Raw genomic sequence first — 18641 nt, forward strand, 5'->3', positions numbered from 1 at the left:
GGCATCCAGACAGAACACGAGATTTACCCGCTACGAAGAAACAGCGCGGTCCATCTTCTGACTGATCACGGTAGTGACGCCATCGCCTCTCATGGTCACGCCATACAAAGCGTCAGCGATTTCCATGGTCTTCTTCTGGTGAGTGATCACGATGAGCTGAGAAGATTCACGCAACTCTTCAAAGATGGTGATCAGGCGTCCCAGGTTCATATCGTCAAGGGCAGCTTCCACCTCGTCCATGACATAGAACGGTGAAGGGCGAGCCTTGAAGATCGCTACCAACAGAGCCACCGCAGTCAATGAGCGCTCACCGCCCGATAGCAAGGACAGCCGTTTGATCTTCTTACCGGCAGGACGTGCTTCTACTTCAATACCGGTGGTAAGCATGTGCTCAGGGTCGGTGAGAACTAGTTGTCCTTCTCCCCCAGGGAAGAGTCGGTCAAAGATACGTTTGAACTGAACAGCAGTATCGTTGTACGCCTCGGTAAAGACGAGCTCTACGTGCGCGTCAACGTCAGCGATGATCTGTTCTAGGTCTCCACGTGACTTCTTGAGATCTTCTAGCTGTCCAGAGAGGAAGTTGTGACGTTCTTCGAGCGCTGCGAACTCTTCAAGCGCTAACGGGTTAACCTTGCCCAGTGCGGAGAGGTCTCGTTCAGCTTTTTTCAAACGCTTCTCTTGCTCAACACGATCAAAAGGTTTGGTGCCGATTGGATTACCATCTTCATCGACATTTTGACGCAGTGATCCCCATTTGTCGTCTTCATCGATAGCTTCTGGAATCAACTGATCTGGGCCAAAGTGAGCAATGAGGTGGTCCGGGGTGAACCCTAGCTCTTCTAATGCCTTGGTCTCTAGATTCTCAATGCGCAACCGCAACTCAGCACGGGCCATCTCGTCTCGATGTACCGCGTCGGCTAGACGAGCTAGTTCGGTGGAGAGCTGTTCAGCTTCGGTGCGCTGGCTGCTGAGCAATTCATCAAGTTCGGCCTTCTTCGCGGACAGTTCTTCGCGTTCTTGGCCGGCCATGGAAACCGAGACTTCAATAAAACGCAGAACTCGTTCAGCGGCCTTTTCAATACGTGCCGCGTTTGCGGCCTGCGCCTGACGTTGTTCGGCCCGGCGCGCAGCAACTTCGCGGTGATTTCTTTCAGCTGCAGCGGTACGGCGTAGTCCTTCAATGCGTGAGCGTAGTGCGGTGACGCGCTCTTCACTGCTTCGAAGCGCTAGCCGAGCTTCGAGTTCCTGCTGGCGAGCGGACGCGGCAGCATCGGCTAATGCCGCGCGTGCTACATCATCGATGGTTTCTTCCTCTTGGTCAGTAGAGGCAAGTTCCATGCGCTCGGTGATCTCTTCAAGAGATTCCTGCTCAATTTCAAGCTTTTCCCTTGAGGCTTCAAGGCGTTCAACGAGCTTTTGCTTGTCTTCTTGTGCACTACGCAGCTTCTGGCCCAGACGGGCAAGGTACGAACTGAGCTCATCAATGGTGGCATCCGATTCGCCCAGTGCTCCCAGTGCGTCTTCTCGGCCCTGTTGTGCTACGGAGAGGATTGGGGAGCGTTCAGCGATTTGTTCTTCAACTCGTGCCAGTTCTTCTTGGCATTCGGTGAGTTCGGTTTCGGTTTGTTCCACCATGGCCTGCTGAGCAATCAGCGAAGCACCTGAAGAGTCACCGACCGAACTGCGTAGTGCGGAGAGTGTTGCCCCCTCTAGGGTGGTCAGTTGAGCCGTTGGGTTCTCTTTCAATATCTCAGCAGCTTGGCTCAGCTCTTCAATCACATAATGACCGGCGAACAAGTTATCTAGCAGGGCGGTCAGATTTTCTGGACCGCCCACTACCTCGCGGGCACTGATAGCACTGGCAATCTTTGGTGTTGTCTTAGCTGCTTCAGGATTAACTGCATGCAGGAATACTGCGCTAGCCTCATCCGCCTGCAACTGTTCAATCAGCTGCTGTGCACTGTGCATATCCGTTGCTACCAAGGACTCCGCGTTATCGCGCAAGATTGCAGCGACGGCCTGCTCGTAGCCGGCGTTCACGGTCAACAGCTCACCGAGGCGTCCAAGCAAGATTTCAGAGGAATCACGCAGTAACCGGGAGGACTGATCATCCGGTTTGGTATTGAGCTTCAGCGCTTCGAGGCGCGAGCGCAGACCAGAGACGCGAACCGAAAGCTCACGTTCTCGATGCGCATCTGAAAGTTGTGCTTGCGATAGTTCTGAATACTCATGATCCGCGGTTTCAAAGGCATCGTTTAGTTCAGCTTCGCCGGCTAGCTGCACATTGAGGTCCACGGAGACTTCATCATGGGACCGCTGATCAAGTTCAAGGTCAGAGTCAAAGGACTGAATACTTTCCTGAAGTCGCACAATCTCTGCTCGGGTGACGTCCACACGGCTACGAGCGGAGGCTACCTGAGAAGCAAGACGAGAGATTCCTTCGCGACGGTCCGCGGCGGCGCGAAGCATTGCAGCCATGCGCTGCTGTTCCGCGCGCGATTCTTCTTCAGCCTGTTCCTTGGCTTCGACCGCTTCGGCAAGAATCTCGTGGCGGTCTTCTACGGCTTCTTCTAGCTCTTCGAGTTCTTCGCTCACCCGTTGGGCTTGAGCTTCTAAGCGTTCTGGGTCTCGGCTTGAATCAAAATGAGTCTCGTTGCTTTCCAGCAGCTTGCTTCGTTCCCGGGCCAGGGCAGCTAGCGAACGATAACGTTCAGCCTGGGTACTCAGAGCCACCCACGTGTCTTGAATTTTCCCTAGGCGTGGGGCAACATCTTCAAGCTCGGTGCTCAACTCGTTGATGTGCTTCTTGACGCGTTCAAGGCGTGAAGCTGCTTCTTGCTGCTGAGCCTGAATCTGCGACTCATCATCAATGTCTTGAGCTAGCTTATTGTTCAGCGATACCAAGTCATCAGCGAGCAGACGCGATTTTGCATCACGCACATCATGCTGGACGGTTTGTGCACGGCGAGCAATCTTAGCTTGGCGCCCCAATGGCGCCAACTGACGGCGGACTTCCGCGTTGAGATCTTCTAGACGGTCAAGATTTCCCTGCATCGCCTGAAGCTTACGAAGGGTTTTTTCTTTCCTGCGACGGTGCTTGAGTACACCGGCAGCTTCTTCAATGAAGCCACGGCGATCCTCGGCCGTTGCATGCAGAATCTTGTCCAGCTGACCCTGTCCAACGATGACGTGCATCTCTCGGCCTAGGCCGGAGTCGGAGAGGAGTTCTTGTATATCAAGCAGGCGGCAGGAATTCCCGTTGATGGCGTACTCTGAGCCACCGGCACGGAAGAGCGTACGAGAGATGGTGACTTCTGCATAGTCGATTGGTAGCTGGCCATCTGAGTTATCGATGGTCAAAGACACGTGGGCTCGACCCAACGGGGCCCGCCCGGTAGTGCCCGCAAAGATGACGTCTTCCATCTTGCCGCCACGCAGTGTCTTGGCGCCCTGCTCACCCATAACCCAAGCAAGTGCGTCCACCACGTTGGACTTACCTGAACCGTTGGGACCAACCACCGCGGTAACACCTGGCTCAAAGTCTAAGGTTGTTGCCGACGCAAAAGACTTAAAGCCGCGAACGGTGAGAGTCTTTAGATGCACGGCGTTAAGTTCCTATGTTTGGGTCAGATCGCTATGGTTGGTTTGGGTAGTAACACTCAATCCTTCACGCAATTCTAGCGAAGCGTGCTTGGGTTTTTCTGATTCTGCTCGCATATACCGTCAAGAAATATCGAGGGATAGATCATTTCATGAGCATTCTGAGCCAGATCGAGCAATGGCCATCCGATAACGCCGTATCCGTTGTTATCAACGGCGAAGGATCCATCGTTGACCAGCACGGCGATACGGGCCGGGTATACCCATTGGCTTCAGTGACGAAGCTGCTCAGTGCCTACACCTTCTTGATAGCTCTGGAAGAAGAAGCCATCAGTCTTGATGAACACGCCGGGCCTGAAGGTTCCACCGTTCATCACCTACTGGCGCACACCGCCGGTTACGACTTCGATTCAGAAACCATTCGCTTTGCTGTTGGTACCAAGCGCGGTTACTCGAATACTGGTTTTGAGAAGCTTGCCGAACATCTAGAGGCGCAAACTGGGATCAGTATGGCCGACTACGCTCGTGAGGCTGTTTTTGAGCCTTTGGGCATGAGCCAAACTACGATCGCTGGTAGCTGCGCCAAAGACGGACGATCCACCGCAGCAGACTTAGCGAAGTTTGCCGCTGAACTGCTGAACCCAACCCTCATTGCTCTGCAGACTTTGAACGATGCAACGCGCGTTCATTTTGAGAATCTGGCTGGGATCCTGCCTGGGTATGGACGTCAGAATCCTAACGATTGGGGTCTAGGTTTCGAGATTCGTTCCACCAAGAAGCCACATTGGACCGGAGCTAATCATCCTGCTACGACCTTTGGCCATTTTGGTCAGTCCGGGACTTTCCTGTGGGTGGATCCAGAACACCGGCTAGCTTGCGTGACCTTGACCGATAAGAACTTTGGCCAGTGGGCCGTTGATGCGTGGACTCCGTTTAATGAGCAGTTACTCGCTGAACTCACTAGCTAAGACCAGCCAACTAACTTCATGCTGTACTCACCGGTCTCGCGCTATTTAGTACTCGAACCGGATGCGCGGCACGTTCGGTGGCCACATCGTGGAATGTGCGCTTCTGGCAATAGCGGGTCGTGAAGTCTCTTCAAATGAGGTGCTTAAGGCAGGTTGTGCCCGGCAGCTTTATATAGGGTGTACCAATCGCTGCGGGTCAACTCAACATCTGAACCTTTGGCTGCATCCAGGATGCGCTGTGGTTTGGTACTACCCAAAACAACCTGAATTCCAGCAGGATGCCGAGTTATCCATGCCACTGCGATAGCCATTGGATCCACTTGATAAACGTCAGCTAGCCGATCCAGCTCTGTATTGAGCTCCTGGAAATCTGAGGAGCCTAGGAAGACTCCGTCTGAAATGCCTTTCTGGAACGGTGACCACGCTTGGAACGTGATCTTGTTGATCCGGCAGTAGTCCAAGAGCGCACCGCCATCTCGGGCGATCGAGTCATCATGACCGGCAATATTAGTTGACAGACCCTGAGTGATAATCGGGGCGTGGGTGATGGACAGTTGAACCTGGTTGGCCACGATCGGTTGGGTGACCGCGGTCTTCAGCAGGTCAATCTGGCGTGCTGTGTGGTTGGAGACGCCGAAGGCCTTCACTTTTCCGCTAGCGCGCAGATGATCAAATGCCCTGGCTACTTCTTCTGGTTCCACTAGCGCGTCGGGGCGGTGCAGCATCAGAACGTCTAGATAGTCGGTATCCAAGGCTTTGAGAGATTCTTCTGCTGAGCCAACAATATGTTCATAAGATTGGTCGTAACCGGATGGGTTAACCAAGATGCCGGTTTTAGTCTGCAAGATAATCTCTTCACGCTGTGAGGAAGTTAGCTGTAGCGCTTGAGCAAAGCGACGCTCACAGTGGTGGTATCCACCACCTGGATGGTTGAAGCCATACAGATCTGCATGATCAAAGAAGTTAATCCCCGCTTGGCGCGCAGTGTCGTACAAGTTTCGGATCTGCTCATCGGTGTCCCCCGCGATTCGCATCATGCCGGCGATTATCGTGGATACCTGAATGTCGGTGTGACCAAGGGGAAGTGTCTTCATTGATTAGCTCCAGTGCGCGAAAGCGATGTTGGCTCTTAGCCTAACCCTCAGCCAAGCTCCATGCGCAGTAGGCGATCATCTTCATTATTCGCAGTTCCCCGCCCATCGGTGTTATTTGTCAGGATCAGTAGGGATCCGTCCGGTGCGGTGGCAACATCGCGCAAGCGGCCGTACTCGCCTGCCAGATGCTCTATGGACGTTGAAGTGTCTTGAAGCGGAACTTCCCGAAGTAGTTCACCGCGAAGGTTGGCTATCCAAATCGAGTCCCCGGCAATAGTCATGCCACTAGGACTAGCCTGGGCTGGATCCCATTGTTGTATCGGATCAACATACTGATCATCCGAGGCGATTCCTTCAACTTTTGGCCAACCGTAGTTCCCGCCGGGTTTAATAATGTTCAGTTCGTCCGAGGTATTCTGCCCGAACTCAGAGGCATAGAGGATCCCCTTTGCGTCCCAGACAATCCCTTGAGGATTACGATGCCCGTAGCTGTAGACGGGCGAGTTTTCAAAGGGGTTATCTTCAGGAACTTTGCCCTCAGGGGTGAGTCGTAGAATTTTGCCGGACAGTGAGCTTTTCTCTTGCGCCACCGAGCTATCCCCAGCATCCCCCACTGTCGCGTAGAGCATGCCATCGGGGCCAAAGGCTATCCGTCCACCGTTGTGGTAACTCGCCGAGGGGATACCTTCCAGAATCGTCTGGGGCTCTCCTAACTCCAGCGCCCCTGGCTCACCGGTGAGCGTGAAGCGTCCGATACGGTTTTCCTCACCTGCAGTGAAGTAGGCATAGAGGTACCGTTCGTGAACGGCAATTCCTAATAGCCCGCCTTCTCCGACACCGGAGACTGCTGAAATATTGCCCGCTTCTCTTTGATTTCCGTTGGCGTCAATTTCAAGTATCCTGCCGGAGTCCCGTTCACTAACCAACGTGGTTTCACCGTGAAAAGCAATAGACCACGGCGCATCAAGCTCAGTGGTTAATGCCGAGATTTCCGAGGCTTCCGAGGCTTCAGGACTGGTTACCGGTGGCTTGGCATCTGCAGAGCACCCAGTCAAGAGGCAGATACTGAGCAGGGGCGACAACAAGGTCACCGCTCGGCGCCGAGCCAAACGGTCATTTGCGGTGCAAACAATAGGGATACTCATCAGACATCTTTTCTCGTGGGCTCTGTGGTCTCTAACCCTAGCGATTTGTTCATCGCTCTGGCAGTCCCTGTTTGTATCTCTACACAACGAATCGAACCAGGTCTAGGTCCATGGGGTACAAAGAATGGCTCCCTTGAGCTCGGTTTTCGTTATACCGACATAGACATGGGTAACAAGTCAGAGGTGCGAGAATTCTTGATTTCTTGCCGCGAGAAGGTGGAATCACCTCAGGTGGGACTGCCCACTGGCCAAAACCGGCGAGTCCCCTGGTTGCGACGCATCGAGGTTGCCAACCCGAAGCCGGCGACGCCCGAGCGGCCGGCGGATCTATTCGGGACCATGAGGAATGGCTGCGCATTCGACGTGTATCTCCGGCACTATCCTGAGCCTGATCATTATCTGACTGGGCGCGGAAGCGCACGGCCTTATACAGGCCAAAGAAAGCTCTCAGCCCGAGACCAGCGAAGTGCGTTTACCGACCCCGCGCAGCACGTGGCCGCGGCTGACAGACCGGGCAACTATACGAAGAGCGACCCATAAACGGGTCACGGCGAATCAATGATTCCCTGCCCTGTTCGACGCACCGAAGGCATGTTTTCCCCTCGCGGCCGTAGGCGTTCAGTGAGCGCGCAAAGTAACCGCTAGCTCCATTTACGTTGACGTACAAGGAATCAAAACTAGTCCCACCGGCAGCGAGCGCGCGAGTCATGACGTCTTTCAAAGCATCATTAAGTCGTTGAACTTCGTTGCGCCGTATCGTTGCAGTTTTACGCAGCCCAGAGAGTTGTGCCAACCAGAGGGCTTCATCCGCGTAGATGTTGCCAACACCAGAGATGACTCCCTGATCCAAGATGGCACGCTTCAGGTCTGTACTGCGTTTGCGCAGGGATACGTAAAGGTCTTCTGCACTGCGGTATGGATCTAGCACGTCTCTAGCGATGTGCGCGGCGGCTAGCGGAATAGCGGCCTGGTCGCTTCCGTCTCCCCAGGGAAACCGTCACTAGTTGGAACGAGCGGTGAGATAAACATTCCACCAAAGATGCGCTGATCTATGAATCTGAGCTCACTGGGATAATCCAAGTGATCACTGAGCGTTAGCCGGACTTTAAGATGTTTTTCGTCGGGTGCATCAGTTTGCTCAACCAGCAGCTGCCCGCTCATGCCCAGATGTGCCATCAGGACGGCAGGAGTAGCAAGCCCGTCAAGGCCCATCCAAAGAAATTTGCCTCTACGGGCAACAGAAGAAATGGTGCAACCGGTCAAGGTTTGCTCAAAGTCGATAACACCATCAAGGTGTCTTCTGACAGAACGTGGGTCCAACACCTGAGCGGTTTGAACTGTACGGGTGCGAACCCACTTCTCTAGCCCACGTCGGACTACTTCAACTTCGGGAAGTTCAGGCATGCGCAGTACCTAACGCTTAGGAACTTGCTCGCCAGGATTAAATTGCAGCCACGTTTGGTGGGCAGCTTCTTGCTCGGCCTCTTTTTTGGATGGACCGTGGCCTTCGCCGTAGCCCTTTTCAGCGATGCACAAGGTGGCTACGTAAGTGCGGGCGTGATCTGGCCCGGAACCGGCAACGTCGTAGCGAAGTTCGCCCATTTTCTGCGAGGCAACAACTTCTTGGATGACAGTCTTCCAGTCGGTAGTCGCACCCACCAGACGAGGGTCTTCAAGCAACGGGGTAACAAAACGCAGGACAAATGCACGCGCGGCGTCCATCCCCTGCACTAGGTACGTTGCGCCCAAAATTGCTTCCATGGTGTCAGCCAGGATGGAGGACTTGTTTGCTCCGTTGGATTGGGCTTCGCCACGTCCGAGAAGCAGGTGTTCGCCTACTTGGAGGTCACGGGCAATGATGGCCAATGCGCGGGTGCTGACGATTGCAGCTCGACGTTTCGCTAGATCGCCTTCAGGCAGATCAGGGAAAGTAGCGTACAAGTATTCAGCTACGCAGAAGCCAAGGATTGAGTCGCCGAGGAATTCAAGGCGCTCGTTCGTTGGAATGCCACCGTTCTCGTATGAATACGAGCGATGGGTAAATGCAAGACGAAACGTCTCGGAATCAATATCGATTCCGAGACGCTTCATTAGTTCTTCTTTAGAAGACATGTCTTAGACGTCTGCGACCTTGCGACCCTTGTACTCAAGGAACAATTCGGTACCAGCCGAGTCAGTCACAACCTTTGCCTGGTGAGGCAGGCTGTAGGTTACGCGACCGTTTTCAACGGTCTTAACCAAGCTCGGTGCGGTAGCCTTCCACTGAGAACGGCGGGCACGAGTATTCGCACGGGACATCTTCCGCTTTGGAACAGCCACGACTACTTCTCTTCTCTCTAGTCTAACGTTTTGTTTTGTGCCACATCTTCAGTGGCGTTGTCGGACAGCTGCGCTAGCGCTGCCCAACGTGGATCAAGAACCTCATGGTGATGCTCAGGTTCATCGTTGAGGTTGATTCCGCATTCGTTGCAGAGCCCCAAGCAATCTTCCCGGCAAACCGGCTGGAACGGCAGGGCGGTAACCACTGCGCTCCGCAATACCGGATCGATGTCAATCAAGTCACCGACTACCCAATACTGATCCACATCATCATCGTCTTCGAATTCTTCGCTCTCTTCATAGTAGAAGAGCTCTTGAATATCAGCCTCGTAGTCATACTCGATAGGATCAAGGCATCGTCCACATTCCCCAGCAATTTGCGCTGTAGCGGTACCCGATACCAAAATTCCCTCATGTACGGCTTCAAGGCGAAGATCTAAGTCAAGCTCAGATCCTCCACGAATACCGATGAGTGCATTTCCCACATCAGTGGGTGCCGGAACCTGCTCGTTTAGAGTCTCCATAGAGCCCGGCGAACGGCCGAGATCCCTGGTTGAAAAAACCAGAGGCGAGTTGCGATCGAGTGCGTCATGTGACGATCGATCAGAACGCTTTTCGCTAATGATGACTCCTACTAAAACATAGTCCGACATTTCATCTTAGCTTACCGCGACCCAAGTTCCCAAACTGAAACCAGCCAAAGAACCCGGATGTTGGTGTTGCACTCACCACAGCCTATCGCAGTGTCCAGTAAAAGACAGAACACTACACAGCCAAACCAAGCCAAGGGCTCAACTATCGCAATTTATAAACCGCCTTGCACGTTACCTGAGCAAATTTAGGTCATAAGCTCAAAATTCCCTATGTACATAGGCGTTTCAAGGCATGTCAACAGTCCTCAGCTAGATCTTGACCTTATGCTTATGGGAACAGGCAGTTACTAGCGGCAAAAAGGATTTGAGATGAAGGTGTTCAACACCCTGAACAGGGCGGCAAACTATGCCGGCCAACGCCTTGCTGCTAGGCAGCAACGACAGTTCATCACTCGTCATGCCACAGAGCTATTCCACACTCCTGTTGGTGACGCCCGTTATAAAGTCGCCCTGTACTTCGCAGATGAGATGGTCAACGCCTATCAGATTCGCCAATGGTACGAACCGATGAAACGCCTGGCTGAATTCCTGCCAGTTGTTGTCATCACCCGTGGCCCGGATTCTGCCTTGGCTTTACGTGAAGAATGCCCACTGCCTGTTCACTACGCGCCAACCATTGAAGATGTTGAGCGCTTAGTTGATTCCCAAGATTTGCGTCTGGTCTTCTACGTAAACCAGAACATCCGTAATTTCCAGATGATGCGCTTCAATCAACCCAACCACGTCTTCATTAGCCATGGTGAAAGCGAAAAGGCCTACATGTGGTCCAACCAGCTGAAGGCCTATGACTATGTCTTCTCCGCTGGCCAGGCCGCCCGCGATCGCCTGGAACTGCACTTACGTAACTATGATGCCCAAGAACGAACTCGTCTGATCGGTCGTCCTCAGATTGACGTTTCCTACTTGGCCCCGTACTCGCTGAACCCGTCTCTGCCAACGGTGCTCTACGCGCCAACGTGGGAGGGTGACCGTCCTTCAATGAATTATGGATCAGTTGTTTCGCACGGCGAGCAACTGGTTGATGCCCTCATTAAAGACGGTGGCTTCAACTTGATCTTCCGTCCGCACCCACGCTCCGGAATGAATTCCGCAGCCTACGGGCAAATGGTGGAAAAGATTCGCCACAAGCTCGCAGCAGCCAATGCAACGTCGAGTGCTCGGTTGCTCTTTGACGACACCGCGCATTGGGGGTGGCAATGGGCCGAATCAGATTTGTGCATCACCGACATCTCCGCAGTTGCCTATGACTTCTTGGCCACCGGTAAGCCGATGTTTGTTACCAAGCCAGTATCTAAGGAAGCCACGGTTACCGATTCGCCAGCATTGGCCAAGGTACCGTCGCTCAGCGCTGACGCTTCTCACGATGCGGCTTCGCTGATTCGTGCCGCTCTAGCTGAAGAGAACGCCAGCTTCCGAGAAGTTGTTGACTACTACTTTGGTGACGTGACGGCGGGAGCCAGCATGCATCGCTTCATTACCGAGTCACTCAAGCTTGTTGTTGGCGAAGTTCAGACCCAACAGTTGCCGATAAAAAAGGCAGCCTAAGGTCACCAGCTAGAAGAACGTTAACGAAATAGTGGAGTGCGAAGAAATTCGCACTCCACTATTTGCGTCCGTACCCTAAACCTTGACTGGCTCGACTAGCCGTTCAAATTGGCTCAGCGCACTTGCCTGATATTCCTCGGGATTAAAGGTCTTTTCAGACTGGAACCCGTTCAGGTGCTTGATCATGCCTTCAGCCAAACCGTCCGCTGAATTCTCTACGAGTAACCCGAAGCCACCTTCAAGGACACTGCGCGAGCCCACAACGTCAGTTGATATAGCTGGCATTCCAAGCATCATTGCCTCGATCATGGCCAGCCCTTGACCTTCATAGTCTGAAGAGAAGACAAAGCAATCAGCAGTTTTCAACGTTGGGAATGGGTTAGCAAGAAGTCCCGTCACCACTACATGTCCGGTCAGCCCTCGCGCCCTGATCTCATTTTCAAGGTCACTTCGCAGTGGGCCATCACCGATGAGCAACAAACGAGTATCTGGGTTCTGCTCATGAACCTTCGCAAAAGCCTGAAGCAGTTTCATCTGCCCCTTTTCAGGCGACAGGCGTGCCATGTTGGCGAAGACCGTCAGACCAACACCGTCAAATACATGAACTGACTCTTCTAGAGTTGACCAAACTATCGGCTTTTCTAGATCCAAGAGATTCTCAGACACGGTGAACTTCTCTGGATCTATACCGAAGAGTCTTGAGAGTTCCTTTTCATTCTGCTCCCCCACACTGTTTGTCACCGAAACCAATTGATCATAGTGGCGATAAGTGGCAAACAGCCCTGGCATTGTTCCAAAGCAAAGCTTCCACTCGCCCACCATGTCGTTGTGCAGGTAGATGAAGTTGCGTTCTGCGTTATTCCGAGCGGCAGCAAAAAGGCTGGCCCAGAAGCGAGAGTACCCTTCAAAGTTGATGGCGGCGTCAAACTTGGCATCGCCAAAGGAGCGTTGCATCTCTCGGGTCATGGTTTGCATGTGTACATTCTCAGCACCCGGCGAATCAAATCCACGATGTGCATGATAGCCATCAGAGACGTGACGTTCCTCCGCTGACATGATCGTTGCCCCAGCGCGCGGCAAGATCTTCACGTGTTCAGGCAATGAAGACAGGATCTCCATTGAGTCTGCGTTTTTGCTTACCGCGCCCATGTCTACCGCAACAGATACAAGGTACTTTTCTGGGTCCAAGGATCCAATGAGATTGGTAAACGCCGTGGCAATGCCGTTGGGCTTAAACGGTCCTTGGAAGAACAGTAGCTTTGTGCGTTCATCTATTGCAGGGGTAAGAACATGACTCTGGTCAGCAAAGAAGAAGAACTCGATGACACGTTGGACAGCGTGCCCGTCTTCCATGGAAGCGAAGGTTTCCAGATTCGTCTCAAAATTCGGGTGCAGTAGTGCATCAGCACCGGCTAATTGGCGCTGCAGTTCTGTTGCTACATCCTGGATTGAGTCGAGCACTTCTCCAGGCCACGTGGAGCGCTCAAAGTAGAGTCCACGCTCTGCCTCATAGGCTTCAAAGTCAGGGGTATAGAAGATCACTGGCTTTTTCGCTGGCAAGAAGTCATAGAAGATCGACGAGTAATCGGTGATCAATACGTCAATGACAGCAAGTAGTTCATTGGTGTCAATTGAAGAAGGGACTACGGTCGCGTCCAGTTCTGCGTCACCAATGAGTTTCTCGGCAAATCGGTGCGCGCGGAAGAGCATGTGGTGCTCCCCTTGGGCGAGTGTGGCTAGGTCCTCGACCAGGCCACTGACATCGTAGGACTGGTCTTTGAGCTGGCCACGCCAGGTGGGAGCAAACAGAACAATCTTCTGATGGTTATTAGGATCAATCCCCAATTCGGTCAGGATTTCATTCCGTCGCTGCGCGGTCATATTGACCATCTGGTCAATTCGAGGGCTTCCGGTCAGCGCAACCTGGGCTGGGAACAAGCCATCAAGATCGTGGTCCGTGCTCAGGGTCTTGAGCGTGTGGGCGTTCGGGACCATCATGTGTGTGGTCTGCAGGAAGTTGCGCTGCACGTTACGGTGCTCCGCCACTCCATCCTTCACGAGCTTACCCATGAACTTCAGCGGTGTACCGTGCCAGGTGTTTAATACCTGCTGGCCTTCACGGCGCGCGAAGTACGTTGGGAACGTGGCATTGTTGATCAAATATTTTGCCGTGCCCAGCAACCGGATGTATTTGTCAGAATGTTGCTTGATCACTGCAACATCAGGATCATTGGCCAGCTGTGCTGGAACCTCGGAGTATTCGTTGTACACCCAGGCGTAGCGGAAGTTTGCGAAGCGAGGATCCTGACGCATGCCGCGGTAGATCGCGTACGGATGGCAGTGAACATTCTTGCCGTGTGAAGATTCGAAGAGCACCAGGTGCTCATCCAGCTCTTCAACTTCGCGTGCATGAATGGCAAGAGCACCACGACGACGACCCACGCCCTTAAGCGCATCGCCTAGTCCTGCTACTGAGATCTCAGTGAAAAGAATCATGCCAACAAAGTACTGGCACGCCTTCTCAAATTCTCCCAGCTTGGCATAGGCCTGTCCGGCCCTAGCTTGCCACTGACGTTCTGTGGAGGATGCATGCCACAGTGCGGAGGAATACGACCGGGCAGCGACTGACCAGTCACCGGTGGCCGCAGCAATGGCAGCACGTTGGCGATGTTCATTGGCACGTAAGCCAGCTGCCTTCGAACCCTTGAACGAGGTACCGAGGTAGCCACAATCGGAAGCTGCCTGCAAATAACGTTCACTTGCTTCAGCGAATCGGCCAAGCTGGTGGAGGCTATGGGCATAACGGAAGAGCGCAACTGAACTTTCAATGTGCTTCTGCTCCGGCAACAAGTCAACAAACTGGGAAAAGCTTTGTTCTGCGGCTTCAAAATCGCCTGCACGAGAGAGAACTCGTCCTTGGGCGTAGCCGGCAAGCACTCGTTCTTGAACAGTGTCGGCTAAATTCTGCGCGCGCTGGTAGTAATCCGCTGCCTGGCGGAATTCAAACAGACGGGTAGCCGCTTCGCCGGCCCGGTAGTTCAGAAGGTAAAGATTATTGTTTTCTTCAGTGAGCGAAAGCTGAGTTTCATAGGCATCTAAGGCCTTATTCCAGTCATCCTCACGTTCGTGAATCTTGCCGATGCCAATACTTTGAACAGTCTTATCACGCGAGCGAAGTACAGCATTTGAATACGCTGCCTCAGCTTCGTCCTGCTTGCCTTGTTCTTCGAGGCTACGTCCCAAGCCGTACCAATAATTCACATGGCTATCATCAAGTTCTAAGGCTTTACGATAATACTTTTCTGCCTGCTCGAACCTGGACATGTACGTTGCGGCTTGCGCAGTAAGGAAGAACCACTTCGGATCATCGGCATGCTGGTTTTCATGTTGCACGCGAACATCTAGTTCACGCCAGCGCTGGCTGTTATTCAGTAGGAACGTGGCAATCGCCGAAGACGCCTTGGGATCATCCGGGAAATCTGAGACCAGCCCATCGAGGACCGATGATGCTAGGTCACCTTTTCTGGCCACGCGGGCACAACGGGCCCAGCGGATACGCCACGTCATCTTGCTCGGGTCACCCTGGCATGCCGCTTCAAAAAGCTCTAGGGCGCGCTCATACTTCTTTAGACGCTGCATGGTTAGAGCAAGTGTTTGAATCCAACCGTATCGATGGGGCTGACGAGCGATAGCCGCTTCAATTTGGTGCATGGCCTTGGTGTACTGCTTGCACTTGTATAAGCTGAATCCGTAGCGGAATTGAATCTCAGATGATTGCGAAATCCCGGTGGACAACGTCCGCTCGTAGTACCTTGCGGCAATCTTGTAGCGTCCGAGGCGCTCAATACGACGCCCTAACCCCAGAGCAACACGAGTACGAATTACATCCACCAGATTATTTCCTTCAAACATGGTCTTACTCTTGAGTACCAACCAACGAGTACTCACATAACTACCGATTCTGCCCTAATCTATTCGTGATTTACCCGATTGCGATGAGAGTGTTGGACTCGCGTCGGACAAAACTAGTGGCGGACCAAAAACACCCCAAGTCAACCGAAGGAAGACTTGGGGTGTTGATGAAAGACTATTTCAGATTTAGCTGTGCCATCCGCGGAAATTAACCAAGCTGGCTTCACGCTCAACAATCAGTTCCTGCACAAACTCTTGGAACTTCTTAGTTGAATCACCACGGCGCAAGTCACCGAAGTAGAACTGGCGCATCTCTAAACGCTGCCCACGGTGACTATCTTCAGTCAACGCATCATCTAGCAAGGCAGGAAGTGATTCAGCAGATTTCTTGTCAACAACATGGCAGGCCTGAGCGATCGGCGCATCACGATGTAGGTTTTTACGGTTGTTCCGACGGTCCGAAATCACCAAAGGCTTTTCTGGATGCAGATACAGGTAATCCAACCCAACGCTGGATACGTCGGTAATCAAGGCATCGGTGGACTCGAACATAGCAAGGATATTTCCTTGCTCGGAGATCACATGCCCGTTGCCTTCTTCAATGGCAATCTGGAGCAGTTCCTTGATCTGGCGGTGTGCTTGAGCCACGCCTGGAGTCTTGCTTGACTGCACGCGAGGGTGAGGCTTGTAGATGATCCGTAAATCCGGCTTCTCCAGCAGGGCTTCAATAATTGCCACACCGTACTGGTCCAACGAGGTGTAATTATTGTCCTCGTTTTCACCTTCCCACGTTGGCGCATACATGACGTCAAACTTTTCGCTTGGGGCCAGTTCAGGTTTGAAGTCAATGTCCAGCTGTGGGCGTCCAGTGACCAACAATTTGTTGAAGTCAAAGTCAATCAGCATAGCCTCATGACGCTTGATAGCTGCGGGGCCAGCAACAAAGACCTTGTCATAAGCTTTGGCTTTGTTTGAAACCATCGAAAGCTTGTCGCTCTCACCGTGGTTAACGTGAACATGGACCAGACGAGGATGATCCAAAGACTGGAAGTTACTACGTGAATTGTTTACGTAGATGACCAGCTTCAGATCATTGTCATCGTAGGCATCCATAAGATCTGAGAAACGGCGCACAAAAATCTTAGGAAGATCCGTCATCTTACTTGCTGCATTAAAAGCGCTGAGGGTGCGGAAGACCAACAGAACTTGTTCCTTCTCATGCAACTCTTCAAGCACAGGCAGCCACTGGTTCACCTGATAGATCTTGTCTGCACCGTCGCCAAAGTACACAGCAACGGAACCAGGCAACGGCACGTTGGATACACCAACATTGGCGCCAGCCGGCTTATTAACAAAGCCCATGGCCCGAGTCAGACGCTTACCCTCAGGCCGGCGTCCGACTTTGCGTAGTGCGACTTTAACACGGGACTTGATAGAGCTCTTGATATTCAAGCTAGACATAGAATCTTTCAATAAAAGGCTTCAGCAATACGGTGGTTAGAACTACGTTTAGCTCAGTTCTTTAACGATCTGGCTCAATGTATCCAGAGTACTCTTCAATGAAGCCACGTGACGCTCGTCGAATTCACTCAGAACGCGCTTTAGCTCAGTGGTTGAGATTCCATCGGTACGTGGCAAGTAGACAACTTCAACCTCGTCACCGAGGTCATCAAACTTGCCCTTCCAGTCTTCACCTATTCCAAAGACCTTTGCGTCGTACTTGGCGATGTCCAGGCGCTTCTGCTCCCAGTTCTCTTCCGGAATAGCCAAGTCAACGTACTCAATAGCCTGCACGATTTCGCGACGCTGCTCAAAAGGAACCACTGGCTTCTTGCCCTTAATGGCGTTGAACTCATCGGTCGAAACACCGACGATCAAGCGATCCCCCTTGCCCTTAAGGCGCTTGAGGATATTAAGGTGTCCAACGTGGAAGAGGTCAAAGGTGCCGTACGTAAGAACCGTTTTAGTCATTAGTATTCTCCTGCGGTAGTGAGCAAAACACCTCGGTGGCGAGGCCTAAATCACAGGTCCAATTCTGCCTGACCTGTGGTTGCTCATGTAATTGATGTATGAGAGTCTCAAAAAATCATGTCATGTTGAACTGGACGAAAACTGAATGCAGCGCGTCACTTCTCGTATGAAGATTTAAAGGGGAACAGCGCGTCCAGCACCCTCTTTGCCAATTGACCGCGTTTTTCTTTCTCGCTGACACTGGCAACTTCATTGAGGCAAAACATCTGCATGCCGCGCCCTCGAACAAGTCGATAGAGCTTCATTGGCAAGTGATCGCCGCCTAGGTCAACATACGAATAATCAATGTCGGCCGGTACACCAAGCCCCTCGGCGGCAGCAACATAGTGTGCGAGCGAGGAAGGCACCGAAATATCGTCAACGTGCCTAAACTTGTGTCTTGCCGTGGCTTCCACTTCATTGGGAAAAGTTTCCCTAATTAGTTTGTGGATACTGCGAAGTTGCGGATGAGCAACGTGTTTAAACTTCAGCGCTGTTGTTTTCCCGTATTTTGACTCGATCAGCCCTGCATTCAATTTAGCCGCTAGGTTTACTGCAAGACGCGGGTTGGCGGCTTCAGCGTAGTGGGCTTTCGCCAACGAGTACTTCACTGAACCACTTCCGGTGAAGAACACATTTGGGGACATTGGACGCCCGAAGAAGATGTCGTCATTGACGTAGATGAAGTGTGATGAGAGACCCTCGATATTCGCAAGCTGAGTTTCAATCGCATGCGAGTTAAATGTCGGGAGACATTCTTCTGGATCGTCAAAGATCTCAGCATGGCTAACAAGCTTGATCTTTGTGTTTTCCGTGTCCAACCAGCAAGGAACTTGCCCAGCTGTGACCAGATATATGTTCCGGATCCACGGCATGTTCATTTCCAAGGACCGTAGAGAATATTTGAGTTCATCCCTCGACGTATAACGACCGAGATCACGGCTGGTGGGATGCGCCTCTCCCGCTGGAACCGACTGTTTGAATTCGCGATACGAGGTTTGCCACTCAGGATCAGCAGAATCTACCCAGGTATAAACGGCATCTATGGGGGAAGTGAAGTCCTGGACGTCCGGTGCGAATGTCTTTCCGTCAGAATAGACAGCCCACAAAGCGCCAACCCCGGACTGTCGTCTACGGGTGATGCCTGGCATAGAATTAGAACTTTGGACAGACCAAACTTGCAAGGCACCAAAGCTAGCAGCAACAGAGTCAGCGCGTGTGAGCCTGAACCCATCTGCAGAGAAACCCTCGACTAGTAGAGCCCAATCGGATTTTGAAACAGTGGAAATGCCAAGCAAAGGATCTTGTGAAAACTCGACGCCTAAACGCTTGGCTACGGAACGTGAACTGGCAATATTCGCATCCCGAACGTCAGTGATGCTAAGCGCGCTATCC

Annotated in this window: 12 protein-coding genes and 1 pseudogene; 2 read left to right on the forward strand and 11 right to left on the reverse strand. The window is 52.6% G+C overall.

Annotated elements, in window-relative coordinates; genetic code table 11:
• Positions 1-30: 30 nt before the first annotated feature.
• Positions 31-3603 (reverse strand): chromosome segregation protein SMC, encoded by a 3573-nt coding sequence (gene smc / locus N6V40_RS12655; protein WP_262197881.1) that lies wholly within the window; start codon positions 3601-3603, stop codon positions 31-33.
• 149 nt (positions 3604-3752) lie between these two features.
• On the opposite strand from smc, the gene N6V40_RS12660 reads away from it, so the two are divergent.
• On the forward strand, positions 3753-4568 hold the full coding sequence (locus N6V40_RS12660; protein ID WP_262197882.1) for a serine hydrolase domain-containing protein: 816 nt from the start codon (positions 3753-3755) through the stop codon (positions 4566-4568).
• Between the two features lie 143 nt (positions 4569-4711).
• Here N6V40_RS12660 and N6V40_RS12665 read toward each other — a convergent pair whose 3' ends face one another.
• From N6V40_RS12665 to N6V40_RS12690, 6 genes and pseudogenes are all read right to left on the reverse strand, one after another.
• Entirely contained in the window at positions 4712-5662 is a 951-nt protein-coding gene (locus N6V40_RS12665) for an aldo/keto reductase (protein WP_262197883.1), read from the reverse strand.
• Positions 5663-5709: 47 nt separating this feature from the next.
• Entirely contained in the window at positions 5710-6807 is a 1098-nt protein-coding gene (locus tag N6V40_RS12670) for a PQQ-dependent sugar dehydrogenase (RefSeq protein ID WP_262197885.1), read from the reverse strand.
• A 472-nt stretch (positions 6808-7279) separates the two neighbouring features.
• Positions 7280-8211 (reverse strand): annotated as a pseudogene (mutM, locus tag N6V40_RS12675) (bifunctional DNA-formamidopyrimidine glycosylase/DNA-(apurinic or apyrimidinic site) lyase).
• 9 nt (positions 8212-8220) lie between these two features.
• A complete protein-coding gene (gene rnc, locus N6V40_RS12680) occupies positions 8221-8898 on the reverse strand; it encodes a ribonuclease III (RefSeq protein ID WP_396267830.1) in 678 nt (225 codons plus the stop codon).
• A 24-nt stretch (positions 8899-8922) separates the two neighbouring features.
• Positions 8923-9126: a 50S ribosomal protein L32 gene (gene rpmF, locus N6V40_RS12685; protein WP_060701450.1), complete on the reverse strand. Its 204-nt coding sequence runs from the start codon at positions 9124-9126 to the stop codon at positions 8923-8925.
• A 17-nt stretch (positions 9127-9143) separates the two neighbouring features.
• Positions 9144-9650, reverse strand: coding sequence for a YceD family protein (locus N6V40_RS12690; protein WP_207306456.1), 507 nt, complete (start codon positions 9648-9650; stop codon positions 9144-9146).
• 438 nt (positions 9651-10088) lie between these two features.
• On the opposite strand from N6V40_RS12690, the gene N6V40_RS12695 reads away from it, so the two are divergent.
• Positions 10089-11324 carry a CDP-glycerol glycerophosphotransferase family protein gene (locus N6V40_RS12695; RefSeq protein ID WP_262197890.1) on the forward strand — a complete coding sequence of 412 codons (1236 nt, stop codon included), beginning with the start codon at positions 10089-10091 and terminating at the stop codon, positions 11322-11324.
• Positions 11325-11399: 75 nt separating this feature from the next.
• Here the strand turns inward: N6V40_RS12695 and N6V40_RS12700 are convergent, their stop codons facing one another.
• The 4 genes from N6V40_RS12700 to N6V40_RS12715 form a co-directional block, all read right to left on the reverse strand.
• Positions 11400-15272, reverse strand: coding sequence for a CDP-glycerol glycerophosphotransferase family protein (locus tag N6V40_RS12700; RefSeq protein ID WP_262197892.1), 3873 nt, complete (start codon positions 15270-15272; stop codon positions 11400-11402).
• Positions 15273-15422: 150 nt separating this feature from the next.
• Positions 15423-16697 (reverse strand): CDP-glycerol glycerophosphotransferase family protein, encoded by a 1275-nt coding sequence (locus tag N6V40_RS12705; RefSeq protein WP_262197894.1) that lies wholly within the window; start codon positions 16695-16697, stop codon positions 15423-15425.
• Between the two features lie 48 nt (positions 16698-16745).
• On the reverse strand, positions 16746-17207 hold the full coding sequence (locus N6V40_RS12710; protein WP_262197895.1) for an FAD synthase family protein: 462 nt from the start codon (positions 17205-17207) through the stop codon (positions 16746-16748).
• A gap of 155 nt (positions 17208-17362) precedes the next feature.
• Positions 17363-18397: a stealth family protein gene (locus N6V40_RS12715; RefSeq protein WP_262197896.1), complete on the reverse strand. Its 1035-nt coding sequence runs from the start codon at positions 18395-18397 to the stop codon at positions 17363-17365.
• Between the last annotated feature and the right edge of the window lie 244 nt (positions 18398-18641).

The sequence above is a fragment of the Glutamicibacter sp. M10 genome (genome assembly GCF_025452055.1).
Classification (GTDB): Bacteria; Actinomycetota; Actinomycetes; order Actinomycetales; family Micrococcaceae; genus Glutamicibacter.